We start from the raw sequence: 24,788 nt of genomic DNA, 5'->3' as shown, positions 1-24,788 counted from the left end.
AGGAAAAGACCTGACGGGTTGAGCTAAATCTAAAGTTCAACTACCCGCGCCTTACCCTGTCCTTTGGCCATGTACATGGCTTTATCGGCGCGACGCCTAAGACTGTCCACATCGTCTTCTGGCAACACCATAGTTATTCCCATGCTTGCAGTGAGGGTCGGCAGTCCGTCAGGCGTTGCGGCTGCTATTTGCTGCATGATGCGCTGTGCGACCTTAGTCCCGGCCTCTGCGGAGGCTCTGACCAAAAGAATTTCAAATTCCTCTCCGCCGCTGCGACAGATTACATCTTCTCTTCGGGCACATTGTCTGAGCACATCGCCAAGACGTCTCAGCACCAAATCCCCCATGGTGTGGCCAAAGCCATCATTGATGTGCTTAAAATTGTCCAAATCCAGTACCAGCAAGCAGCTATCTAAGGCTTCCTGACGCTTTGATTGCAAATGCTGCTGCAACGCCTTTTCGAAATAGCGGCGATTATGTACCCGGGTCAGTTTATCCAGAGTGGCCTGACGATAAGTCAAAATAACCCATAAGGTTACACCGATCGCCAAAACGATGGCGCCAAGCAAAAAAAGTAGGTCTTCAGCCAAACCCAACCCATCGCCGTTCAGCAACAACACCTGTTCCAAACCATCCAAATAGCGCGACTGTTGCAAAAGCAACAATCCCACCAGCACATTAGACTTAATGTGAGGCTTTAGCAGTATTAAGCTAACCAGCAAGTACATAAAAGCAACGGCGAACACAGAAGCGAAAGCCAGACTTGCACCCAACCAGTCGGCATCCTGCATGGGCTGAGCCTGCTTCATTATCCACAGACTCACACCGACAGACACCAATAGATTCAGCAACAACCACGCACTGGCCACCAGAAAATAAGGGCTTCCCGGTCTACTGGAAGACTGAATGAACAGGCGTAAATTGGAGCTTGAACGCAGCTGCATGAGTCGGCTCTATGGTTTTTCCTGTATAAAACAATGCTCTAATAATGGACTATTTTGTGCGTTTTTTGTCATAAGTACGCAAAAAATTCGCCAAAATACAATGACCTGCTTCTGTCAGAACCGATTCAGGATGAAACTGCACGCCATGTAAGGGCAGCGTCTTATGTTCAATCGCCATTGCCGTGCGTTGCCCATCCCACTCTTCGACCCAGGCAGTGACGTTAAATTCGGCAGGAATACTTGACCAATCGAGCACCAACGAGTGATATCGGGTAGCGACAAAAGGGCTGTCGATATCACTAAACAGAACAGAATCTGTATGTTCCACCGCTGAGGTTTTACCATGCATAACTTGGCTGGCTCTTACTACCTTGGCACCAAACACCTGACCTATAGCCTGGTGACCAAGGCAAACTCCCAGCATGGGAATTCGTCCGGAAAAATGCTTAATGGCCTGTAAGCTGATCCCCGCCTCGTTGGGCGTACAAGGTCCAGGTGATATCACCAGATAATCCGGCGCTAGTTGCTCTATTCCGGTTATATCAATCTGATCATTACGAACTACCATAACCTGCTGACCCAGCTCAGAAAAGTAACGAGCCAGGTTATGAGTAAAGGAATCGTAGTTATCAATCAGCAGCAGCATATCAGCCATTGGCAGGAATAAAACCGGGCACGGATAATAACGAAACTCGCCCCGGAACAGAACCCACGCTATTCAACACATACTTTGCCCCATCAGCCGAAACTGGAAAGCGCTGGTAACAGTATTGCCACGATTTCAGGTTAGAATCAGCGTAAAGCTATATATATCAGGTAAATAACGTGCAAAGACGGGACTTTATAAAACTAGGTATTTTGACCACAGGGCTTTCTGCCAGCCCCTTAATATTTGCACTGTCAGCCGATCCACAGCGCCCCAGGCTACTTACTGGCATCAGCGCCGGTGACGTAAGCTATGACGGCGCCGTAATCTGGGGCCGTACCGACCGACCAGCCTTGATGCAAGTTGAGGTAAGCGCTGATGAGAGCTTCTCAACCCTGACTAAATTCGTTGGCAGCGCGGCTTTGGCACCCAATGATTTTAATGCCAAGACCTTACTGAACGGCCTGCTGCCAGGCCGCACCTGGTACTACCGGGTAAGCTTTGACAGTCTGGAAAAGCCGGGAGCAGTCAGCGACGTCTGGCAAGGGCAATTTAAAACCGCCCCCATGGATAAACGTGATGTACGTTTTTGCTGGTCAGGTGATACCGCCGGACAGGGCTTTGGTATCGACACCCATCGCGGCGGCATGCAGACTTATGCCGCCATTTTGCGCCAGCAGCCGGATTTCTTTGTTCACTGCGGTGATCTGATATACGCCGATAATCCCATCGAGGCCACCAAGAGCCTGGCCGATGGTAGCCAATGGACAAATCTGCAAACCGAAGGGGTCAGTAAAGTGGCCGAGACCCTGCAGGAATTCAGGGAGCGCTATTACTATAACTACCTGGATGAACATGTTTCAGTCTTTCACCGTCAGGTTGCCACTTTCCAGCAGTGGGATGACCACGAAGTACGCAACAACTGGTACCCCGGTGAAATCCTTGATGACAAACGCTATAAGCAGAAAAGTATCTCGTTGCTGTCAGAATACGCCCGCCGCGCCATGATGGAATGTAACCCCATCCGGCTAAACAGCCAGGACGAGCGACAGATTTATCGCAAGGTCAGCTACGGTCCTCACTTGGATTTGTTTATGTTGGATATGCGCAGCTATCGGGCCGCCAACAACCTCAATCGGCAGACAAAGCAAGGCCCACAAACGGCTTTTCTCGGCGAAAAACAACTGAATTGGCTAAAACAGAATCTGTCCGCATCAACGGCGACCTGGAAAATTATCGCCGCCGATATGCCAATTGGCTTGAAGGTCACCGATTGGGGAACAGAAATTGCCGAGAACATGGCTAACATTGACGGCCCGCCCTTGGGCAGGGAGCTTGAGATGGCAGGACTACTCAGCCATATACGCCAGGGTGATATTCAGAATGTGCACTTTATTACCGCCGATGTACACTACTGCGCATCCCATTATTACGATCCGGACAAGGCCCAGTTTAAAGACTTCAGGCCATTCTGGGAGTTTGTCAGTGGTCCTTTGCATGCCGGTACTTTCGGCCCCAATGCGTTTGATAACACCTTCGGCCCACAACTGGTATTTAAAGGTATTCCTGAAGATCTTCAGCCAGGGGCAGAACCCTCACAGGGCTACCAGTTCTTTGGTCAGATGCAGATTAACGGGGAAGACGGCACGCTGACGGTGAGCCATTTTAACCGTGATGGGAAACTACTGTGGGAAACCAGTTTGTCGCCGGCCTGATGGCCGCCGACAAACTTCATGCTGATTATCGGCTGGGTCGCGGAATAAAGCCCACTTTATCATATACAGCCGCCAGGGTTTTCGCTGCTCTGGCACTGGCTTTCTCGGCACCTTCCAACATAATGCGGTCAAGCTCAGCCTGATCATCACGCAACTGGTGGAAACGCTGTTGAATAGGTTCAAGCAGAGCAACTACCGCATCCGCTACGTCAGTCTTCAGATGCCCGTACATTTTCCCTTCATACTCAGGCACCAATTCCTCAATAGAGCGACCAGATGCACCGCTTAATAAGGTCAGCAGGTTTGAAACACCGGCTTTTTCTTTGGGATCGAAGTAAATGCGCGCCTGCTCATCAGAGTCTGTTACGGCTTTCTTAATCTTCTTGGCCACTTTCTTGGGATCTTCCAGCAAGCCGACAAAGTTATTGGGGTTGTCGTCTGACTTGGACATTTTCTTGGTGGGATCCTGCAAACTCATGATGCGCGCGCCAAATTTCGGAATATATGGCTCAGGCACAACAAAAGTATCGCCATGTTGATTATTAAAACGAATAGCCACATCCCGGGCCAATTCCAGATGTTGCTTCTGATCATCACCTACCGGCACCTGATCAGCTTGATAAATCAAAATATCGGCGGCCATCAAGGTCGGGTAGGTAAACAGCCCAGCATTGATATTGGTAACGTTCTTGGCTGATTTGTCCTTGAACTGGGTCATACGATTCAGCTCACCCATTTGGGTATAACAGTTCAATACCCAGGCTAACTGAGCATGCTCTGGTACCTGGGACTGAATAAACAAGGTACTCTGGTTAGGGTCGATACCGCAGGCCAGATACAACGCCAGACCATCCAAGGTGGCATTACGCAGTGCCAGGGGATCCTGACGTACTGTGATGGCATGCAAATTCACCAACATATACAGACAGTCATAGTCCTGCTGCATGCCAACCCACTGCTTGAGTGCACCCATGTAGTTGCCAATGGTCAGTTGTCCGGACGGCTGGCAGCCGCTAAGTACTATGGGTTTACTCATAACAGAATTTCCTGGTGTGTTGGGAGCTGCAATGCACAGCGTTACTTTATGTTGGCTTTAGCCAGTTCCTGACGCATGGCATCTATGACACTGGCATAATCAGGCTGATTGAAGATGGCAGAGCCTGCCACAAACATATCCGCGCCCGCTTCAGCGATGGCGCGAATATTATCGACTTTTACGCCGCCGTCAATTTCGAGGCGGATTTCTCTGCCTGATGCCTTTATCTGCTCTTTAACCAAACGTAATTTATCAAGGGTAGAGGGAATGAAGGCTTGCCCGCCAAAACCTGGATTCACCGACATCAGCAACACATAATCAAGTTTATCCATCATGTGATCCAGATAGTGTAATGGCGTGGCCGGATTCAATACCAGGCCCGCTTTGCAACCAGCTTGATGAATGAGTTGAACGCTACGATCCACATGCAAAGAGGCCTCTGGATGAAAGCTAATCATGCTGGCACCTGCGTCCGCAAACATGCTTATCAGATCGTCTACGGGTTGTACCATTAGGTGTACATCAATATCGGCTTGCACCCCACAATTGCGCAGCGCACTGCAGATCATAGGACCAAAGGTCAGATTGGGCACATAGTGGTTATCCATCACATCGAAGTGCACCACATCGGCACCGGCGGCCAGCACCTTTTCCACCTCTTCACCTAAACGGGCAAGGTCTGCTGACAATATAGAGGGGGCAATCAAGTAAGGCTGCATGACATATCCGGAGAATTTTTTGAGCCCTTAAGATACAAAAAAACTTGCCCGCTTGCACCACCAGTGTCCTACCGCACCTTATTGGTGCAAAAAACCATCAACTCGGCGGGAATGAGGAAAGCCGCCCCCGCACACCTCAGGCCAAGTAACAAGTTTTATCCCCTAAATAACAATAAGTTGCGTTACGAACAACGAATTAACCAATATTTTTCACAGGGCGGGCATCATGTTTGCTCAGTTCTTCACCAGCACGCTAATAAATAACGGAGAACACACATGAAAATACGCAACACACTGCCTCTGGCCTTATTCGGCCTGTCAATGTTCAGCCAAGCCAGCTTCGCTGAAGTCTCTGCCAATATCGGCGTGACCAGCAATTACCTGTGGCGTGGCGTTACACAAAGTGCCGATGGTGCATCCGTGTCAGGCGGCATAGATTACAGCCATGAAAGCGGCTTCTATGCGGGCACCTGGCTAGGCTCCATTGACTGGGGTAATGGTAATGGCGTTGAAACCGACTGGTACGCCGGTTACAGCGGCGAGGCTGGCGACTTTGGCTATGATGTGGGCTATATCTACTACGCCTACCCCGAAGAAGAATACGACGATTCCAATTTCGGTGAAGTTTATCTGAATGGATCTTTTGGCGATTTGGGTTTTGGCGTCGCATATACACTTAACAGCGATGCTGATGACGATGCGCCTTTTGGTAAAGGCGACCTTTACTACCATGTCAGTTACAGCTTCGCACTACCTCAAGATTACGCGCTTGGCCTGACCTATGGATACTACAGTTTTGATATCGATGAATCGGTGCACGGAGACAAGGACTATGGCCATGTGCAGTTAGATTTAAGCAAGGGGGATTTTACCTTCAGCATATCAAAAGCGGATGAAGAATCCGGCGATGACGACACCAAGTTTGTTGTCAGCTGGGGAACCAGTTTTTAAGAACATGGTCAAAGGCCAGGTAAACCACCTGGCCTCAGAACTAATTTAAGGCAAATTGCCTGCCTTAAATCTGTTCAAAAATGCGACAAATACACTGCTTTGTGCGGTTAGGCTGGTTGTTCAAACTTTCAACTGACGTATAATGTCGGGAAGCAGATAGATTTGGATTTATCATGACCAGTAAAATCAGGACGATGTATTCAGCCGCCGCGGGGATAGCTTTATCTCTGACGGTTGTTGCTGTGGTGCCTGCCGCTCAAGAAAATAGCCAACAATATAATTATTGCAACTGCGATACAGGTGTCGAGCTGGATAGCAGCTTGCCATTGAGCCATCCTCAGAACCGCTGTGCTACAGGTTCTAAACAAGGGGTGAGTTGGTTATCTTGGTTGAAAGGCGGTAATCAATCCGTACAGTTTCATTTCCTCGACTTGCTTGAATTGCTCTCCAGACAAGTTGAACCCACCAGTGAACAGCGCGCCAGTAGTTAATGAGTAGTCCAGGCTGGAGTCAGATACTAAAAAGTGTGCTGGCGAGCGCATTTGGTGTGCAGAGTGCTAAAAATCGTCAGCAGGACTTTGAAAACAGCGCGTCGGTACTACCCTACCTGATTGTTGGTGTTCTATTTGTGACGATCTTTGTCGTAGGTTTGGTGTTTCTGGTTAACTGGCTGGTGAAATAGCGCCAATAGCTCATCCACTTTTTTACGCTTGTGCCCTTTCTGACTGATATAACGTCCAACCTTCAATTCAGATAAATTAGCGCCTTGGTAAATCTCGCGAGTCTGCTCGGTATCGTGATTGCTAATGAGTACCGGAATATTGGCACTTTTCACTATCAGTCTCGCCTGCACCGCAAGCTGCTTCTGCTCATCCATGGAAAAGCCATTGGTGGCGTAACTGGTAAAATTGGACGTCTTGCTAATTGGCGCATAGGGCGGATCGCAGTAAATCACATCACCCTCACCTGCCATGGCAAATACCTCACTAAAGGGTAAACAGGTGAACGTGGCATACTGCGCTTTCTCGGCAAAATAATTCAGCTCAGCTTCGGGAAAATACGGCTGCTTATAGCGTCCAAAAGGTACATTAAACTTTCCGGAAAGGTTGTAGCGGCAAAGACCGTTGTAGCCATGACGATTCAGGTACAAAAACAGTAGCGAGCGATGATAAGGATCTGAGCTCTGATTGAACTCGTCGCGCAAGCGATAGTAGGTTTCAGCCTGATTAAATTCTGGGGCAAAAAAGCCTTTTGCATCAATTATATATTGGTCAGGCCTGAGCTGTAGCTCAGTATACAGATTGATTAAATCCGGATTGATATCGTTCAGCAGGTAGTCTGAGTACTGGGTATTAAGAAACACTGAACCCGCCCCGACAAAAGGCTCAATCAATCGCTGCCCGGTGGGCAAACGACTGCGAATCTCATTGACCAAAGCGTATTTGCCGCCTGCCCACTTCAAAAAGGCGCGACACTTCTTATTATCCATTCGAGCCGAACGCTGCTACACAAAGGCTGGATTGTAACTGAAAGCGCGGTTCAATTGGATTAAATTTATTGCGTGCCAAGTAACTGAATTTCTTCCTGCACTTGCCTTACTGTTTTCGCAAAGGGATTTTCTGCCTGAACTGAGGCAGACAAGGAAGAGGCATAGGCGCGAGCCTGCTCCAGGCTATCAAAAGACTGATTACTCAGTAATACATACCAGGAACCGCCATAACGTCGCGTCTCATATCGCCAGGTAGTAGCTTCGAGTTGATTCGCTTGAATGAAATTACTCAATAGCGAAGCGTCACTGGCCGCTGACAATTGCAAAACAAAGCGGTTAGCTGCCAATGCCAATACATCAGCTTCGTTCCAGGGATAAGTCATGCTGACAGGACTTTCTTCTTGTTCGTCTTCCGCGGCGGGCAAAGATTCCTCCGTATCCGAAGGCAGCGCAATGCTCTCACCAGCTAACGCATCATTAACTGTTGTATCAGCAGTATTTTCTTCTGGCTTTACCTCAACTGCCACGGGGACCGAAGGCGGCTGTATCTTATCGGCTTGGCTTTGCCAGTCAGCCACCAACTCATCTGATGTCGCTGAATCAGATAAGGGTAACTCACTGTTCATGTTGTTCTCATCTACAGCAGTGGCACTGGTTTCAATCACTGCTGCTTGTGGCTCCTGCGCAGCCAAGATTTCGGGGGTAGGGGCTAGAGTTTCAGGCTCAGACTGTACCGCCAGAACCTTAGTATTTGGCTCGTCAATTTGTGCCCAATACGCCATAAGTTCAGCTTTATAGAACCAGCCCAGCACGCTGCTGAAACAGATGGCAAAAGTTATTAGAACAAGCAGACGAAGCAGAATGACTGGCCGCTTCGCATTGACAGGCTCAACCTGCACCTGCCTGGCTGCCAGTCGGGCATTAAATGCCTGACGCTTTTGCGCGATCATGCGCTCCAGTTCGGTACCGGACAACGCATCTTGTTCGGTGAAATCGTAATTGACCTGAATAGGCAAGACAGATCCTGACAGTGAGGGTTTCACGCGTTCCGTCCAGTGTCGACTGCCAAACAAAATTACGCAGAAGCGCTGCTCATGTAGTTGCTGCACCACATGCCATAGTTCCCTGACCAATTCATCTGGCAACAAATCGGCAGCACTGATGCAGATCATCATAGGCTGTGGGTCTTTATCCAGTAACTTCTGCAGTGTTTGGGGCAGTGGGCGACGAGGGTCAAGGCTGATATTGCCCATTAGTTGGTTGACCAAAGCCTGTCGAAAGTACGCGATGTCTTTGCCTTCACTGGCTTTAATATAAGCCAGATTGAACTCATCATCCTGATTGGCGAGAAACTCACCGGCAAAGGCTTGTTGATGCCCCGCACCTTCACCGGCAACAAAGATAAGACCAGATGTAAAACTGGTCAGATGCGACAATCGTTTATGTAAATCAACAAAAGCTCTTTGCACAAAGCGGTTCCCAACATGGGCTAGGCGTCCAACACCTGTTTAAGCAGCCCGTCATCAATATCATCAGTTACCACAGCACTACCGATACTGGTTGGAATGACAAAACGAATACGGTTTGCCTGAACCTTTTTGTCATGCCGCATATGACGCATAAAGATGTCATAACCCATATTGTCAGGCGCACTGACAGGCAAATCAAAGGCCACTAGCAGATCCCGAATGCGACAAACATCTGACGCGGACAACCAGTTTTTGTGCTGTGCAACCACAGAAGCAAGAACAATGCCTGCTGCAACAGCTTCACCATGTAACCAGTTACCATATCCCTGTTCCGCCTCGATAGCATGCCCAAAGGTATGGCCGAGATTTAACAGCGCACGAAGGCCACTTTCGCGCTCGTCCTTGGCGACAATTTCAGCTTTAATCTCACAACAGCGACTGATCACCTGCTGCAGCAAGGTCTGTTGCTTAGTCTTCAGACCTTGCTGATTATCTTCAAGCCAGGCAAAAAAGTCCGCATCATAGATCACACCATACTTAATCACTTCAGCCATGCCGGCAGCGAACTCTCGCTTGGGCAAACTGCATAAGGTCATGGTGTCGATAAGCACCGCTTGCGGCTGATAGAAAGCACCTATCATATTCTTGCCCAGCGGATGATTTACTGCGGTCTTTCCACCAACAGAAGAGTCAACCTGAGACAGCAAAGTCGTAGGAACTTGAATAAATGGGATACCACGTTGATAACAAGCAGCAACAAAACCGGTCAGGTCTCCAATTACCCCGCCACCGAAAGCAATCAAGGTGGTATCACGGGCAGCCTGAATTTCAAGCAGGCGACTGATTACGGATTCGAAACTTTGCAGTGACTTGTACTGCTCTCCGTCAGGTAACACAATGGTTTCAACCTGCAAGCCTTCGAGCAATTCGCGCATCAAAGCGCCGTGCAGTACTTCGACTACCTGATTGGTAATGACCACCACTTTGGTGGTCTTCAAATGCTGGCGGAGTACATTGGGCTGACGCAGTAGATTCGCATCGATATAGATGGGGTAGCTACGCTCACCCAGTTCAACATTCAATTGGTTCATGAGCGTAGCCTCGCAGAAATGTAGGAAATTAGAGCCCGATTTTCTCGATAATTTGCGTTGCGACCGAGCGCGCGCTCTGGTCGTCTGTCTGTACAACATAATCTGCCACCTCTTCATACAGCGGATTACGTTGTTCTGCCAGACTGCGCAGCACCAGCTCAGGATCGTTATTTTGCAGCAGCGGGCGGCGCTTATCACGCTGCGTACGGGCAACCTGTTTGTCGATCGTTGTCTGCAGGTACACTACGATACCTCTGGCTGCCAGCCTGTTGCGGACATTCTTGCTGATCACTGAGCCACCGCCTGTTGCCAGTACAATGCCCTGTTTTTCAGTCAGATCATTAATGACGTCTTCTTCACGTTGACGGAAACCTTCTTCACCTTCGATATCAAATACCCAGGCAATATCGGCACCAGTACGACGCTCAATTTCCTGATCTGAATCGAAGAATTCCAAGTGAAGTTCATCTGCAAGGTGTTTACCAATGGTGCTCTTACCGGCGCCCATAGGTCCAACTAGAAAGATATTACGTTTTTCGGCCATCTCTGTTTATGTCACACAACTAAAATTGAAAATGGATAAACTCAACCCCCGGTCGAATTTCAGGGGCGGGATTATCTCAGCTAAGCCGCTAGTTATGCAAGTTTTGATGACCTTTTAATCCATCTACCTTAAGCCGATGAATTAAGTCTGCAAAATATCGGAAAACATGGCGGGTTAAAAGGAAGGGGCGGGAAGGCAAGCCTTCCCGCATAAACTTACAACTGATTGGTCATGATACGTGGCGTTACGAAGATAAGTAACTCACGTTTTTCGTTGAAATCGCGGGAATTTTTAAACAGGTTACCAACCAAGGGTAGGTCACCCAGCAAAGGTACCTGGCTTACGGCTTTAATCAGGTTCTGCTGGAAAATTCCTCCCAACACTACAGTTTCACCATTTTCAACCAATACCTGGGTTGAAATCTCCTGCGTATCGATAGCCACCGCGGGCCCTGTGGAAGTTTGTACCGTATCACCACGGGTATCCTGAGTGACCACCAAATCCAGAATAATGCGATTATCCGGCGTGATATGTGGTGTCACTTTGAGGCTCAACACAGCTTTCTTAAACTCAACGGAAGTTGCACCGCTTGAGGTAGCCTGCACATAAGGAATCTCAGTACCTTGCTCAATATAAGCTTCGTGCTGGTTAGCCACAGTAATGCGTGGACTGGCAATAATCTCGCCTTTATTTTCCTGTTCCAGCGCAGACAATTCGAGATCTAGTATGGTGCCATCTGCCAGCTTGGCAATGTGGAAACCAATGCGTCCTGCAGATGTACCCGCAACAGGCAAGTTCACATTCAGGCGATTAGCTAAGTCCGGAATCACGCCACCGGCAATGGTCTGAGCGCCTTCCAGAGAGCCTGACACACCATCAGTGTCTTGCTGATCACTAAAGCCCCAACGAACCCCCAATTGCTCATCCACGTTATCACGCACAGTCACCATGCGAGACTCAATCAAAACCTGCTTAATTGGAATGTCTAGTTGCTTCACCATGGCTTTGGCTTCTTCAACATATTCCTGACTGTCTCTGATCAGTAGAGAGTTGGTGCGGTTATCCACGTTTACAGTACCGCGAGCACTGAGAATGCCCCCCTCACCGGATTTGAGAATAGTGGCCATTTCGGCCGCTTTGGCATAGTTAATCTGAATGGTCTCGGATTTGAGTGGTGCCAAGTCCGCAACTTGCTGTTGTGACTGCAAACGCTGAGTTTCACGAGAGGCCAGTTCCTCGGCTGGCGCAACCAGCAGAATATTGCCTTCCATACGCTTATCCAGGCCTTTGATCTTTAAAATCATGCCCAGCGCCTGATCCCAAGGCACATTAGTCAGGTTAATAGTGACGTTCCCCGTCACAGTATCAGTCGTCACCAGGTTGAAGCCGTTGATCTGAGCAATAACCTGCAGAACCTGGCGTACCGGTACATCCTGAAAATCAAGTGAAATAGGTGCACCGCTATAGTTGGCATCAGTCTGCATCTCAGCAGCTGCAGCTTTCACTGGTGTGTCTACCTCGACCACCAGCACGCTGCCACTTTTCTGATGGCGGAACTGCATATCGCCTTGCATGGCAAACACAACCCGACTGCCTTTGTCCTGTTGAAAGGTTTCCAGCCATTGCACTGGGGTACCAAACTCAGTGACATCTAACTTATATAATAAGTCGTCTCCCAGTTGAGTGTCGGGCAGCATCAGTTCCAGGCCGTCTTTACTCTTTGCAAGGGCGGCACTGAACTCTTCATCATTGAATTGCATCTGAATTCGCGCGCCACCATTCTGATTACGGCTGAAATCCAGCGCAGTCATGGTGTGAGGCAGGGTAACACTTGCCTGCGGATCAACCAGCTCGACATCCTGTGCCTGTGCCAGCTGGGACTTAACTCCCACCAGGCTTGCCAGAACCACCAGCATATAAGGTAGCAGCCGGTTACGTTTATTGAGTTTCTTGTTGAATATAAACCGCTCAGACATTCTTCTGTTCTCCTGCCGCTTGTGACACTGTTAGCGTGGCCTGCTTTTCCTGCCAGCATCCGGTGCCATCGGGCAGCATTTCAATAATGGATACGTTTCCGTCCTTGATAGAAGTAATACGTCCAAAAAACAGTCCGAGATGGTCCCCGGCTTTTGCCTTGTGCAACGTACCGTCATTGGCCTGAATCAACGCCCAGGTCTGTTGCTGTCGGGTAAAAAATCCCTTAATCGACAGCGCGTCCGTACCATACTGCTCCAACGGATGTTTGGCACGGCTAAAATCAGGTTGCAAACAATTGGCCTTCACCGTTTGCACTGCATCTGGGCTTATACCCGACAGACGCTGGAACGGGCTGCGTTTATCTGCCACCTGGTACTTAAACGCAGGTGTTTTGCTAAACGTTGGATAAGGCTCAATGCTAATTTGGGTGTTCTGTTTGACTTGCGCAACAAATTCCTGCAAGTCCTGCGTGTCCGACTGACAACCCATCAAGGTGCCAAGTACAGCCAGGCTCAATACATAGTGCTTCATTTACCTTCCCCCCGAACATTGGTGCTGGAGGTTCTGTAGGTCTTAGCCTGCAGGCTTAGCTTTAAGCTGTCACCTTCCTGACTCAGGTCGAAATCGTGCACTGTCACGATCCGTGGCAAACCAGCCACATCAGCAAGGAACTGCCCAAATTCATGATAGCTACCACTGACTTCCATCTGTATCGGCAGCTCTGTATAGAACTCTTTGGGAATTTCTTTCTGCCAGTTCAGTAGCTTGAAGTTCAAGCCTGCCGATGTACCCACGAAAGTAATATCATCCAATAACCCAGGCGTTTCATTACTGGTTGGCAGTGACTTCAGCATTGAGGAGAAGTCCTGCTGAATCTTGGCCAGTTGATCTTCATAGGCCTGCAAGTTCACTGCAATACGATATTTAGCCTCATAGGTTTGCTTGAGCTCAGCTTCTTTTTGCTCAGCACTGGCTAACACGGGTAACTTGTCGTTCACTAACAAGTAGTAGCCTAATACACTGACCAAAATTGCCAGTATCAACGCAACCAGTGCCTTTACTTCAAACGGCCAAATCGCAACCTGCTCAAAATCCAGATCATTGACTTCTTTGAGTTTATTGAAATCAAACTTCATTATTTTTTCCCCTCGCCAGCTCCGGCAGCCAGAATTTCCGGCGCTACACTGGGGCTAATGTTGAAGGTCAATTTAAACTCACTTACCGCATCAGACTTGCTGGTATCGGCAACGATTGAGGATAAGTCACCATTAGTGAAGACTTTTGACAATTCCAGCCGGCGCATAAACTCAGACAGTCGGTTATTTGACTCACTGATACCCATCACTTCCATACGGTTGCCCTTGCGGCTTAACGTTCTGAAAGCCACACCAGGTGGAACAATCTTGGCTAATTCATCCATAACATGAGGTGCAGCATTGCGGTTGGCTTGCAACTGCTCAATTAACGCCATACGCTGCTCGACCTGCTTTTTCTGTTCCTTGATATCCTTGATCTTGGCAATTTGCGCATCCAACAACGCAATTTGTTGATCAAGAAAACCGTTTCTCTTTTGCTGGGCAGCAATCATATTATCCACCACAGCACCAATGCCCCAGAAAATAGCCAGCGCCAGTAGCGCCACCATCGCCAACATCACTATGTAATCTTTTTTATGCTTCTGGCGCTGAGCTTCACGCCAGGGCAGTAAATTTATAAATGCCACGGTGTAAAGCTCCTATGCGCCAGACCTACTGCAATAGCCAACTGTGGAGCCATACGCTGCAACTCCTCGCTCAATTTATTGTTTTTTATTTGCATAGTACTGAAGGGGTTGAACACCGAGACTTGTATTGAAAGCTCTTGTTCAAGTTCCTCAGCGATACCTGGCAGATTAGCCCCACCACCACTGATCAACAATGTTTGCGGCGCTTTACGGCTGGTTGAAGAGGCATACATCTGCAATGCCCGGCTGATTTGCTGTTGCAGATTGGCCAGATACATTGCACCATTTTGTTGACGCCAGCCATCCGGCAAGGTGTTATCCATCAGTTGCTTTTCGGCTTCAGCTAGATCCATGCCATACACTAACGCCAGATCCCGAACCAGGCTGTCCATTCCAAAGGCATGCTCTTTGCTATAAATCACCTTGCCATTCTCCACCACGGTAAGCAGCAATTGACTGGCACCAATGTTTACACAACACAGGGGCACATCTGGCAATTGCTCGGGCCCATAGTGCAGCAAGGCGGTTCCCAAAGCATATCCTTCAACATCCATTACCTTAGGTTCAAACTCAAGTTCGCGTAACAATGTCACCCGGCTATCAATCATATCTTTGTGCGCGGCGCTAAGTAGCACATCTACTTTGCCTAAATGCACTTTACTCTCGCCCAGTTCCTCAAAGTCCACGTAAACCTCATCCAGTGGATAAGGAATCAGACTATCGGCTTCAATCTCAATCTGCGCTTCCAACTCATGATCGGCTTGATCAGGGTCCATATATACGACCTTGGTAATAACCGATGCACCAGAAACCGCAGAGGCAACTGTCTTACATTTGGTCTTAAGCGCCATCTTCACTTTACGAATAGCATTACTGACTGCGTCGAAGTCTTTTATATCGCGGTCAACAAAAGCGTTACCGACAATTGACTCGCAAGCATGGGCAATAACTTGCACCTGTCCACCGGAACTGTTCAGCAACACACCCTTAACCGAGCGTGTGCCAATATCTAATCCCAACATGGCAGGCATTTTTTTGCTGAACAGATTCTCAAGCACGAAGGCTTCCTATTTTGTTAAACTAGCTGAAACCATTATTCACTAATTTTAATTAGTTAATGGTTCTAATAACGGTACATAGGTATAAAATATAAGCCATTTCTTTAGAAATGCTCTGATAACATAAATTTGTGAAGTATCTCAAACTCTTTATTCTGATTATTTTTTGCTCGGCGGTACTGGGAACTATCTCTTTGATTTCCCTGTACTTTTATATTAAGCCTGAGCTACCTAGTGTTGCCATCCTAAAGGATGTGCGACTGCAAACGCCAATGAAAATTTATTCCCAGGATGGATTGTTGATCTCCCAGTACGGAGTGAAACGACGCATACCTTTGGAATTAAATAACATACCTGACGGACTGATCCAGGCCATCCTTGCCACCGAAGATTCACGATTTTACGAACACCCAGGAATTGATCCTATTGGGGTAATGCGTGCTTTCGCTAACCTGGTGATCACCGGGGAGAAAGGTCAGGGGGCCAGTACTATCACTATGCAATTGGCCAGAAACTTCTTTTTGAGCCCCGACAAAGCTTGGATGCGTAAGATTAAGGAAGCCTTTATCTCATGGCATATAGAGCAGGTGCTGACAAAAGACGAAATTCTCGCGCTCTACCTCAATAAGATAGAGCTGGGACACCGGGCATTCGGTGTCGGCGCTGCTGCACAAGTGTATTTTGGTAAAGACATTCGTGATCTAAGCCTTGCACAGTTAGCCACTATTGCCGGGTTGTTCAAAGCACCTTCAACACTGAATCCAATCAGCAATCCGCGACGCTCTCAGGAGCGCAGACGGGTGGTGCTGGCCAGGATGCTGGATGAAGGCTATATCAACAGGCAGGAATTCGAACAAGCCGCCAACGAAGATATCCAGGCCAAAAAGCATGGCGCTGAAATTGAATTAGATGCGCCCTACCTGGCTGACATGATTTATGCCGAGATGGTTGCCCGTTACGGAAAAGAAGAGGCCGAAACCGGTGGCTATCAGGTCTATGCCACAGTGGGTTCAAAATTGCAGCGTTTAGCTCAGCAAGCCACCATTCGTAATTTGCATGACTATGACGAGCGCCACGGTTTTAGAGGACCAATTCAGCAATTGTGGCAAACCAGCGAAGATGACGAGGCAACGGCTTGGAATGAACCACAGATGCTGGAGTTTTTGGCAACCCAACCCAGCTTTAAGCCATTGCACCCTGCTATCGTCACTAAGGTTGAAGAGCAGCAGATCCGCGTTATCAATCAGCAAGGTGAGTACCTTGAGATCAATTGGGAAGGTCTTGCCTGGGCACGTCCTTTTGTGACCGACACCAGTCAAGGCGATGAACCCAAAGTAGCCGCAGACATTGTCACGCCCGGTGCCCTGGTGTGGATAAGATTTAATGATGAAACCGGTATTTGGCAACTTTCACAGTTTCCAGATGCAACCGGCGCTTTTGTTGCACTGGACCCGGTCAATGGCGCAGTGCAGGCCATTGTAGGCGGTTACAGTTTCTATCAGAGTCAGTTTAATCGAGCTACCCAGGCTAAGCGTCAAGTAGGCTCAAATATTAAGCCCTTCGTTTATTCGGCCGCGTTGGAAAATGGCTTTACCCTGGCCAGTATTATGAATGATGCCCCCATCAATCAGTGGGACAGAAAGTCGGGCGTGGTATGGCGACCAAAGAACTCGCCGGAAGTATACGATGGCCCTATCCGAATGCGGGTAGCCCTGGGTAAATCCAAGAACGTCGTCTCCGTTCGTCTGTTACGTGGTGTTGGCATAGATAACATCATTCAGCATATGGCCAAATTTGGATTTAATCCGCAGGATTTGCCTCGTGATGAGTCCTTGTCGTTAGGCAGCGCCTCTCTGACGCCGATGGAAGTGGCCACTGGCTTTGCTGTTTTCGCTAACGGCGGCTATTTGATAACACCTCATATTATTGAGCGAATCGACAACGAGTTTGGTGAGCCGCTATGGCATGCAAACCCCGCAGTAGCGCCATCCCCTTATATCGAGGAGACAGCAACAGATTCGGCTGTCGACGAGCAAATTCTGACGGATAAGGTTATCCCAACAGAATATGCACCTTCCGTTATTTCAAGAGAAAATGCCTTCCTTACCCGCGAAATGATGAGCACCGCCATTAGCGGCGGCGGCAACTGGTCTAAAAAGACCTATTGGCAAGGCACCGGCTGGCGGGCAAATAACCTGATGAGTCGTGACGACTTGGCAGGCAAAACCGGTACCACTAACGATTCCAAAGATACCTGGTTCAGTGGTTTAGGTGGCAACCTGGTGGCAACAGCCTGGGTTGGCTTCGATGACATGAGCCGCTCATTAGGGCGTACCAGTCGCAATCAATATCTCATCAACCAGAACCCACAGAAATTTAACTGGATGGGTAACGCCATGGTGGGTGCGGAAGACGGTGCCAGAGTCGCACAGCCAGCCTGGATCCGTTTTATGCGTGAAGCGCTGGAAGGCGTGCCGGAAGCCTACCCACCAGTACCTGATGGTATTGTCACTGTGCGCATCGACCGTACCAGTGGAAAGCTGACTCAGCGAACTGATCACACCTCCCGTTTTGAGTACTTTATCAAAGGCACCGAGCCTACTCAGTACGTAGACGAAGAGGAGTTTATCGATCCATTTGAGCAAGATACGCCGGTGCTTGAAACCGAAGATATCTTTTAAGCACCCACAAAAAAACGGGCGCCAGACGCCCGTTTTTTTTACCCGCAACTTAGATTGCTAACATTAACACTTTAGAGTTTCGCTGGTAGTTGTAGAGTCGTTTCTTGCCCTCGGGCAGTTCTTCCACCCCAGAAGGCAGGAAACCCTGCTCCCTGAACCAGTGACCTGTGACTGTGGTCAGCACAAAGATGCGGTTCAGTCCCTGATCTTTGGCTTTCTCAATAATAGCGTTCATCATCCGCTCACCCCGGTTTGAACCGCGATAATCGGGATGGGTAACCACGCAGGCCAGTTCGCCCATACCCTCATCAGCATAAGGATACAAAGCCGCACACGCGATGATCATGCCGTCACGCTCAATGATGGTGAACCGATCAATCTCACTTTCCAGCAATTCCCGAGAGCGTTTAACCAACACCCCTTTCTCTTCCAAAGGGTTAATCAGCTTGAGGATCCCACCCACATCATCAATGGTGGCTTGTCTGAGCTGCTCGTAATAGTAGTGCGAGATCAGGGTGCCAACACCGTCACGGGTAAACAGCTCCTGTAACAAAGCACCGTCACGCTGATAGCTGACACAATGACAACGACTGACACCTGCATCCAGACTGGCGGCTACCGCAGACAGAATATTCGCAGTACGAATATCATGGGGCCGGTCTAGCTGTTTTTGCAGGCGATTGCGATCCAAATTGCGGATCAAGGTGCCATTTTCATCCAGCAAACCGTCTTGCTCAGTGAACACAATAAGCTTGTCGGCCTTCATATGAATGGCCGCTTGGGTGGCGACATCCTCATGAGAAAGGTTAAATACCTCTCCGGTAGAGGAGTAACCCATGGGGCCAAGCAACACAATGGAACCATCATTCAGATGGTCATTGATACCAGATACATCAATGCGACGCACCAACCCGGTCAGTTCATAGTCCACGCCTTCGCGCACGCCCATTGGCATCGCGACAACCAAGTTGCCGGAGCAGACCCTGATCTGTGAACCATGCATGGGCGAATTAGCCAGCCCCATGGTGAGCAAAGCCTCAACCTGAGAACGTACCGACCCAGCCGCATCCTTTACCGACTCGATGGTCTCTTTGTCGGTTATTCGTACGTCATTGTGAAAACGTAAAGGCCGGTTACGCAGCGCCTCACGCTGGTCTATCTGAGGTCGAGCCCCATGCACCAACACCAGACGTACGCCCAGGCTATTCAACAAGGCAATGTCATTGATGATATTGGCAAAATTGGCATCTTCCACCGCCTCACCGCCAAATACCAACACAAAGGTCTTGCCCCTGTGAGAATTGATATAAGGGGCTGATTGACGAAACAATTTCACATTGTCAGATTCAGATAGCACCACGCGAGACTCCTCTAGCACTGTTCGTCGGCAATAGCGGCAAGCTCGCGCTTAAGTGCCGCAAACACAGGGTCTTTACCCGTGCCACCCAGAATATTGCGCTTGTCCACCAGGTACTCCAACTGCAGCACAGGGTAAACATCGTCACCAATCAAAGCGGAATGCTTCTGCATCTCTGCCAGACTCAGCTCCTCAATGGCTTTACCCTGGGCTAACGCAGTCAACACCACCTGACCTGAGATATCATGGGCAGTGCGGAAAGGTACACCTTTACCCACCAGATAATCCGCAAGCTCTGTAGCATTGGCGTAACCTTCACGTGCGGCCTGAGCACAGCGCTCGGTGTTCAGTTCCACACTGTCGACCACTTCACAGGCAATCATCAGACAGATATGCCATTGATTGACGGCGTCAAAGGCACCTTCTTTGTCTTCCTGCATATCTTTATTGTAGGCCAGCGGTAACCCTTTCATAGTCACCAATAAGCCTTGCAGGCTGCCGAATACCCGCCCACATTTGCCACGGATCAGCTCCAGTGCATCAGGGTTTTTCTTCTGAGGCATCAATGACGAGCCGGAGGTAACATTGTCGCCCAGGCGCAGAAAGCCTGCTTCACCGGAATTGAAGAAAATCATGTCTTCAGCCATACGCGACAAGTGCATCATGCTGGTACTTGCACAAAACAGCAGTTCCAACACATAATCACGATCAGACACCGCATCCAGGCTGTTCTGACAGGGGCTGTCAAAGCCCAGTTGCTCAGCAATGTCCTGACGATCAATAGCATACACAGTGCCGGCCAGTGCACCACTGCCCAAAGGGCACTGGTTCATTCTGACCAGCAGGTCGCCCATGCGGCTGATATCACGCTTGAACATCTCCACATAAGCTAAACACCAATGGGGATAGCGTACCGGCTGAGCGCGCTGCAGATGCGTATAACCAGGCAGAATTACATGCTGATGACGCTCGGCAGATTTCACCAATGCCGCTTTTAGCTGGCGCAGGTCCTGCTGTAGCTGCTGACAATGCTCACGCACCCACAAACGAAAATCGGTGGCCACCTGATCATTACGGCTGCGACCGGTATGCAGCTTGCGACCAATGTCCCCCAACTGTTCAGTAAGCGCCGCTTCCACGAAGCTGTGAATGTCTTCTTCATTGCTGCCCGCAAAGTCCAGCTCACCGGCTTCGGCCTTGGCCAGCAGACCATTTAAGGCCTGCTCCAGTTGCTGTTGTTCGGATTCGGTCAGGACACCAGCTTTGGCAATGGCACGAGACCAGACGATTGAACCGCGAATGTCCTGACTGGCCAGATGCTGGTCAAAGGGCAGGGAATCGTTCACCTGCCGGAACATGTCGCTGCTTCCGCCCTGGAAGCGTCCGCCCCACAACGCCATTAGGCTTGTCCCTTGTCTTTAAGGGCCTTGATACGACTGGCCAAGCTATACAAACGGATAAAACCTTCTGCATGGCTTTGGTCATACACATCGTCCGCACCGAAGGTGGCGAAATCTTCTGAGTATAAGGAGTTGGGCGAACGCCGCTGAACAACGGTGGCTTGACCTTTATACAGCTTCACCACAACATCGCCGGTGATCTGGTTGGCAAACGCCTGGGCGCCAGCCAGAATAGAATCTTTCAGCGGCGTGAACCAACGACCGTCATACACCAGGTGAGAGAATTCCAGACCCAGTTGCTCACGGAATTTTAGTGCGCTCTTATCCAGTACCAGGTGCTCCAGGGCCTTGTAAGCGGCCATCAGGATAGTTCCTCCCGGCGTTTCATAGCAGCCGCGGGACTTCATACCAACCAGACGGTTCTCAACGATATCCAAGCGACCAACACCGTGGGCTGCACCAATCTGGTTTAACTTAACCAACGCCTGGTAGGGGCTGAGTTTTTCGTTATTAACGGACACCAGACGGCCTTGCTCAAAACCAAGCTGTACACGTTCAGCCTGATTAGGGGCATCTTCTGGATCTACCGTCATGGTCCAAACTTGTTTGGTAGGTTCACACCAAGGGTTCTCCAACTCGCCACCCTCATGGCTGATATGCCAAGCGTTGGCATCACGGCTGTAAATTTTGGTCGCAGACGCTGTGGTCGGCACGTTACGCTCGGCCAGGTAGGCCAACAGGTCTTCACGGGAATGCATGTCCCACTCACGCCAAGGAGCAATCACTTTCAGTTGTGGAGCCAGAGCAGCAAAGGCACCTTCAAAACGCACCTGGTCATTCCCTTTACCGGTACAACCGTGACACAGTGCATCGGCACCAACTTTCAATGCCACTTCAACCTGCGCCTTGGCAATAATGGGGCGTGCCATTGAAGTACCCAGCAAATACTGACCTTCATAAACGGCACCCGTCATCACTGTGGGGTAAATGTAATCACCGACAAAACCTTCTTTCAGGTCAACAATATGGCATTCACTGGCACCGCTGCGGATGGCCTTTTCTTCCAGGCCTTGCAGCTCTTCATCACCCTGACCCACGTCAGCCGCGAAAGCGACCACTTCGCAGTCATAGTTTTCTTTCAGCCATGGAATGATGGCGGAAGTATCCAGACCACCAGAATAGGCCAATACCACTTTGTTCACTTGAGACTTTGACATTCTGTTTTTCCTTAGCCGAGCAGGCTGATTAAAATCGCATTCTGGGCGTGCATCCTATTTTCTGCCTGTTGAAGCAGAAGCGAACACTCACCATCAACTAATTCACTGGTTATTTCCAGGTCCCGATGAGCTGGCTGGCAATGCATAGCATAAGTCGCACCGCAGCTGTCCATCAAAGCGTTGTTCAATTGATAAGGTTGGAACTTATCTTTAATTTGCGCCAGTGGTGTTGTATCCCCCATGGATAACCAGGTATCGGTATACAAAAACTGACAGCCAGTGGCCGCACTCAACTCGTTACTGGCGGTTATCTTACCGCCGCTGATTTGGGCAAGACGAGACGCCTGATCGAGGATTTCTTGCTTCACTTCGTGACCAACCGGCGTTATCACCCGTACATCGGCACCCAGGATAGCCCCCATCAATAATAGTGAGTTACTGACATTGTTACCGTCACCTATATAAGCCAGACGACAGCCTTCCACCTCACCAAGCACTTCCTTGATGGTGAGAAAATCCGCCAGCGCCTGACAAGGGTGATACAAGTCACAAAGGGCATTGATGACCGGCACCTTCGAGGCTTCGGCCATCTGCACTAGGGTGTGATGACTATAAACCCGGGCTACAATGGCATCGGCCCAGCACGCCAGGTTACCGCCCATATCACGGGCATCTTCACGGCCAGCCAGCTTACCGGCCTGGCTGTCCAGATACACCATATGGCCACCCAACTTGTTGATACCTATGTCAAAGCTGACCCTGGTACGTAATGAAGGCTTCTCAAACAGAGCAGCGACGGCTTTGCCATCCAGCGCCTTACGATAGGCAGATGGATTTTGCTTAGTCTGTTGAGCCAGCTCCAGCAGGCTCAGTAGTTCTGCTTTGCTCCAATCAGCAAAAGTCAGCAGATCCTTTTTCATAGGTCTTTCCCCAGTTTCCCCTAAATGGGTTTCAGTCAGGATAAATACGCGTTCCGGCGGACTGATTGCCCGCCAGGCGCAACAAAGATTCGGGTTGTTTCCAGCTGGCGATAGTAACCGGCACGCCAATATCACGTGCAGCACTGAGCGCAGCTTCAACTTTGACAGTCATGCCGTCACGGATAACACCAGCGTCGATTAATTGCTGAATTTGTACGGCATTCAGTTCGCTGAGCAGTTGTTTGTCTGCGTCTAATACGCCAGCCACATCAGACAACAAAATTAGCTCGCCATGTAACAGTTGGGCCATCACAGTGGCCGCCTGGTCGGCATTAATGTTGAGTAACTGACCGGATGGGTCGGCACCAATAGAACTGACCACGGGCAGATAATCCTGGCTAAGTAACAACTTCAGCAAGGTGGCATCAGCTGGCTCAACACTGCCCACTGCACCATATTTAGCATCCATCGGGGTACACTTCACCATACCGCCGTCAGTCAGTGCCAGTCCCACAGGGTTCAGACCGCTAGCGATGGCTTGCGCCACCAGTTGCTTGTTAGCCGTTCCAGCCAAAGCACCCACAATATAAGGCATTTGTTCGGCACTGGTGACCCGCAAACCATCTATCTTGACGGTTTTCAGATTCAGGGCCACCATCCACTCTTCTACAATCGGGCCACCACCATGTACTAACAACACAGGTCGGCTTTTTTGCAACTGGGCCAACACATCAAGCAGGGCTTTGGCTGCTTGCGCATCACCAATAAAAGCACCACCGACTTTAACGATTAAGGGTTTCATACGGTTTTCTCCGCCAGACCCGTCTCAGGGGCGTAGCCAAAACGGATATTGGCGCATTGCAAGGCTTGTGCGGCTGCACCTTTTAGCAGGTTATCAATGGCACTGGTCACCACCAGATGCCCGGACGTTTCATCCAGCTTCCAGTGCAAATCGCAATAGCAGGTACCCGCCACTTCGTCGATCTTCGGCCAGCTACTGCGAATCCGCACCATAGGATTGCCCTGATAGGCGGAGTTATAAGCATCACTCACCTGAGATGCCGTTACACCGGCTTTAACCTTAACGGTTACCGTGGCCAATATGCCACGTTTGAAATTGCCCAGATGCGGCGTGAAGATAACCTGACGTCCCAACTCGGCAGAAATTTCCGGCTGATGTCTGTGCCCAAGCACACCGTAAGCTTGCAGACTGACTTCACAGTAACTGGTGTTCAATGCGGCTTTGCGTCCGGCACCGCTCACCCCGGATACCGCATTAATTACCGGCCACTGCTGTTCATCCAACAGTCCACAGACTTGCAAAGGTTTCAGTGCCGTCAGAGACGCCGTGGGGTAGCAGCCAGGTACCGCCACCAATTTGGCCTGACGAATTTTATCCCCATGCCAGTCAGCCAGTCCGTATACCGCATCTTGCAGCAGCTCTGGTTGCTCATGGGCAAAGCCATAAAAACGCGCAAAGATGTCTTTGTCTTTCAAACGAAAGGCGCCGGATAGGTCCATCACCACAGCCTTGCCAGAGGTGAGGGTGGCCGCCCATTCATGACTGGCTTCGTGTGGTGTGGCCAGAAAGATCAGGTCATAGTCTGCGGCCAGTTGCGCCAGCTTATCTTGCGATAAGGGTTGCAAGGGCATATCCAGCAAGCCGGTAAAACGACCATATAAGTCGCTGAGCAACTTTCCTGCGTCCTGACTGCCTTGTGAGACAAATAACGCCGCCAGTTCAAAGCCCGGATGTTTAGCAAGCAATGCCGCCAGTTCTGCTCCGGTATATCCACTGGCACCAACAATACAGGTTTTCATCATGATAAGAATTTTCGAAGTGTTAAAGAC

General features: G+C 49.6%; 24 protein-coding genes. 5 read left to right on the top strand and 19 right to left on the bottom strand.

Translation table 11 applies throughout. The annotated features are described in order from the left end of the window. Nucleotides 1-29 precede the first annotated feature (29 nt). A complete protein-coding gene (locus tag KJY73_RS11830; RefSeq protein WP_214343950.1) occupies nucleotides 30-944 on the bottom strand; it encodes a GGDEF domain-containing protein in 915 nt (304 codons plus the stop codon). A 49-nt stretch (nucleotides 945-993) separates the two neighbouring features. After that, complete coding sequence (locus KJY73_RS11825; RefSeq protein WP_214344621.1) at nucleotides 994-1,590, bottom strand: anthranilate synthase component II; 597 nt, start codon at nucleotides 1,588-1,590, stop codon at nucleotides 994-996. Nucleotides 1,591-1,769: 179 nt separating this feature from the next. On the opposite strand from KJY73_RS11825, the gene KJY73_RS11820 reads away from it, so the two are divergent. Further along, nucleotides 1,770-3,305: an alkaline phosphatase D family protein gene (locus KJY73_RS11820; protein ID WP_214343949.1), complete on the top strand. Its 1,536-nt coding sequence runs from the start codon at nucleotides 1,770-1,772 to the stop codon at nucleotides 3,303-3,305. A gap of 25 nt (nucleotides 3,306-3,330) precedes the next feature. Here the strand turns inward: KJY73_RS11820 and trpS are convergent, their stop codons facing one another. Beyond that, nucleotides 3,331-4,341 carry a tryptophan--tRNA ligase gene (gene trpS, locus KJY73_RS11815; RefSeq protein ID WP_214343948.1) on the bottom strand — a complete coding sequence of 337 codons (1,011 nt, stop codon included), beginning with the start codon at nucleotides 4,339-4,341 and terminating at the stop codon, nucleotides 3,331-3,333. A 41-nt stretch (nucleotides 4,342-4,382) separates the two neighbouring features. Next, nucleotides 4,383-5,060, bottom strand: coding sequence for a ribulose-phosphate 3-epimerase (rpe, locus tag KJY73_RS11810; RefSeq protein ID WP_214343947.1), 678 nt, complete (start codon nucleotides 5,058-5,060; stop codon nucleotides 4,383-4,385). 276 nt (nucleotides 5,061-5,336) lie between these two features. Here rpe and KJY73_RS11805 point away from each other — a divergent pair, with 276 nt between their 5' ends. The 3 genes from KJY73_RS11805 (at nucleotide 5,337) to KJY73_RS11795 (ending at nucleotide 6,693) form a co-directional block, all read left to right on the top strand. Next, complete coding sequence (locus KJY73_RS11805; RefSeq protein WP_206593447.1) at nucleotides 5,337-6,011, top strand: TorF family putative porin; 675 nt, start codon at nucleotides 5,337-5,339, stop codon at nucleotides 6,009-6,011. A gap of 173 nt (nucleotides 6,012-6,184) precedes the next feature. Then, nucleotides 6,185-6,502 (top strand): hypothetical protein, encoded by a 318-nt coding sequence (locus tag KJY73_RS11800; RefSeq protein ID WP_214343946.1) that lies wholly within the window; start codon nucleotides 6,185-6,187, stop codon nucleotides 6,500-6,502. Then, nucleotides 6,502-6,693, top strand: a complete 192-nt coding sequence (locus KJY73_RS11795; protein ID WP_206593445.1) for a DUF2970 domain-containing protein — start codon at nucleotides 6,502-6,504, stop codon at nucleotides 6,691-6,693. The genes KJY73_RS11800 and KJY73_RS11795 overlap by 1 nt, the downstream gene beginning before the upstream one ends. Here the strand turns inward: KJY73_RS11795 and KJY73_RS11790 are convergent. The 9 genes from KJY73_RS11790 to pilM all read right to left on the bottom strand — a co-directional run bounded on the left by KJY73_RS11790 (nucleotide 6,634) and on the right by pilM (nucleotide 15,335). Continuing rightward, nucleotides 6,634-7,500 (bottom strand): Dam family site-specific DNA-(adenine-N6)-methyltransferase, encoded by an 867-nt coding sequence (locus KJY73_RS11790; protein WP_214343945.1) that lies wholly within the window; start codon nucleotides 7,498-7,500, stop codon nucleotides 6,634-6,636. The two genes, KJY73_RS11795 and KJY73_RS11790, sit on opposite strands and share 60 nt — an antisense overlap. 65 nt (nucleotides 7,501-7,565) lie before the next feature. Next, nucleotides 7,566-8,969, bottom strand: coding sequence for an SPOR domain-containing protein (locus KJY73_RS11785; protein ID WP_214343944.1), 1,404 nt, complete (start codon nucleotides 8,967-8,969; stop codon nucleotides 7,566-7,568). 20 nt (nucleotides 8,970-8,989) lie between these two features. Further along, nucleotides 8,990-10,060, bottom strand: a complete 1,071-nt coding sequence (gene aroB / locus KJY73_RS11780; RefSeq protein ID WP_214343943.1) for a 3-dehydroquinate synthase — start codon at nucleotides 10,058-10,060, stop codon at nucleotides 8,990-8,992. Nucleotides 10,061-10,088: 28 nt separating this feature from the next. Next, nucleotides 10,089-10,604 carry a shikimate kinase AroK gene (gene aroK / locus KJY73_RS11775; protein WP_206593441.1) on the bottom strand — a complete coding sequence of 172 codons (516 nt, stop codon included), beginning with the start codon at nucleotides 10,602-10,604 and terminating at the stop codon, nucleotides 10,089-10,091. Nucleotides 10,605-10,819: 215 nt separating this feature from the next. After that, nucleotides 10,820-12,580, bottom strand: coding sequence for a type IV pilus secretin PilQ (locus KJY73_RS11770; RefSeq protein WP_214343942.1), 1,761 nt, complete (start codon nucleotides 12,578-12,580; stop codon nucleotides 10,820-10,822). Further along, the gene (locus tag KJY73_RS11765; protein ID WP_214343941.1) at nucleotides 12,573-13,112 is read right to left on the bottom strand and encodes a pilus assembly protein PilP; all 540 of its coding nucleotides are present in this window, start codon (nucleotides 13,110-13,112) and stop codon (nucleotides 12,573-12,575) included. Before KJY73_RS11765 ends, KJY73_RS11770 begins: the two co-directional genes overlap by 8 nt. Beyond that, nucleotides 13,109-13,717 carry a type IV pilus inner membrane component PilO gene (locus tag KJY73_RS11760; protein WP_214343940.1) on the bottom strand — a complete coding sequence of 203 codons (609 nt, stop codon included), beginning with the start codon at nucleotides 13,715-13,717 and terminating at the stop codon, nucleotides 13,109-13,111. Before KJY73_RS11760 ends, KJY73_RS11765 begins: the two co-directional genes overlap by 4 nt. Continuing rightward, nucleotides 13,717-14,304 carry a PilN domain-containing protein gene (locus tag KJY73_RS11755; RefSeq protein WP_206593437.1) on the bottom strand — a complete coding sequence of 196 codons (588 nt, stop codon included), beginning with the start codon at nucleotides 14,302-14,304 and terminating at the stop codon, nucleotides 13,717-13,719. The genes KJY73_RS11760 and KJY73_RS11755 overlap by 1 nt, the downstream gene beginning before the upstream one ends. Beyond that, entirely contained in the window at nucleotides 14,292-15,335 is a 1,044-nt protein-coding gene (gene pilM, locus KJY73_RS11750; RefSeq protein ID WP_214344620.1) for a type IV pilus assembly protein PilM, read from the bottom strand. The genes KJY73_RS11755 and pilM overlap by 13 nt, the downstream gene beginning before the upstream one ends. A 158-nt stretch (nucleotides 15,336-15,493) precedes the next feature. Between pilM and KJY73_RS11745 the strand changes: the two genes are divergently transcribed. Continuing rightward, nucleotides 15,494-18,043: a penicillin-binding protein 1A gene (locus KJY73_RS11745; RefSeq protein WP_214343939.1), complete on the top strand. Its 2,550-nt coding sequence runs from the start codon at nucleotides 15,494-15,496 to the stop codon at nucleotides 18,041-18,043. A gap of 49 nt (nucleotides 18,044-18,092) precedes the next feature. Here the strand turns inward: KJY73_RS11745 and argA are convergent, their stop codons facing one another. The 6 genes from argA to argC are packed head-to-tail and all read right to left on the bottom strand — an operon-like array spanning nucleotide 18,093 to nucleotide 24,761. Then, nucleotides 18,093-19,403, bottom strand: coding sequence for an amino-acid N-acetyltransferase (argA, locus tag KJY73_RS11740; protein WP_214343938.1), 1,311 nt, complete (start codon nucleotides 19,401-19,403; stop codon nucleotides 18,093-18,095). An 11-nt stretch (nucleotides 19,404-19,414) separates the two neighbouring features. Next, complete coding sequence (gene argH, locus KJY73_RS11735; RefSeq protein ID WP_214343937.1) at nucleotides 19,415-20,800, bottom strand: argininosuccinate lyase; 1,386 nt, start codon at nucleotides 20,798-20,800, stop codon at nucleotides 19,415-19,417. After that, entirely contained in the window at nucleotides 20,800-22,017 is a 1,218-nt protein-coding gene (locus KJY73_RS11730) for an argininosuccinate synthase (protein ID WP_214343936.1), read from the bottom strand. The genes argH and KJY73_RS11730 overlap by 1 nt, the downstream gene beginning before the upstream one ends. Nucleotides 22,018-22,028: 11 nt before the next feature. Then, entirely contained in the window at nucleotides 22,029-22,937 is a 909-nt protein-coding gene (locus KJY73_RS11725) for an ornithine carbamoyltransferase (RefSeq protein WP_214343935.1), read from the bottom strand. A 31-nt stretch (nucleotides 22,938-22,968) separates the two neighbouring features. Further along, nucleotides 22,969-23,739, bottom strand: coding sequence for an acetylglutamate kinase (argB, locus tag KJY73_RS11720; RefSeq protein WP_214343934.1), 771 nt, complete (start codon nucleotides 23,737-23,739; stop codon nucleotides 22,969-22,971). After that, nucleotides 23,736-24,761 (bottom strand): N-acetyl-gamma-glutamyl-phosphate reductase, encoded by a 1,026-nt coding sequence (argC, locus tag KJY73_RS11715; RefSeq protein WP_214343933.1) that lies wholly within the window; start codon nucleotides 24,759-24,761, stop codon nucleotides 23,736-23,738. Before argC ends, argB begins: the two co-directional genes overlap by 4 nt. Between the last annotated feature and the right edge of the window lie 27 nt (nucleotides 24,762-24,788).

It is taken from the genome of Bowmanella yangjiangensis, from assembly GCF_018531185.1.
In the GTDB taxonomy this organism is placed as follows: Bacteria; Pseudomonadota; Gammaproteobacteria; order Enterobacterales; family Alteromonadaceae; genus Bowmanella; species Bowmanella yangjiangensis.
This window is presented reverse-complemented; position numbering and strand designations above follow the sequence as displayed.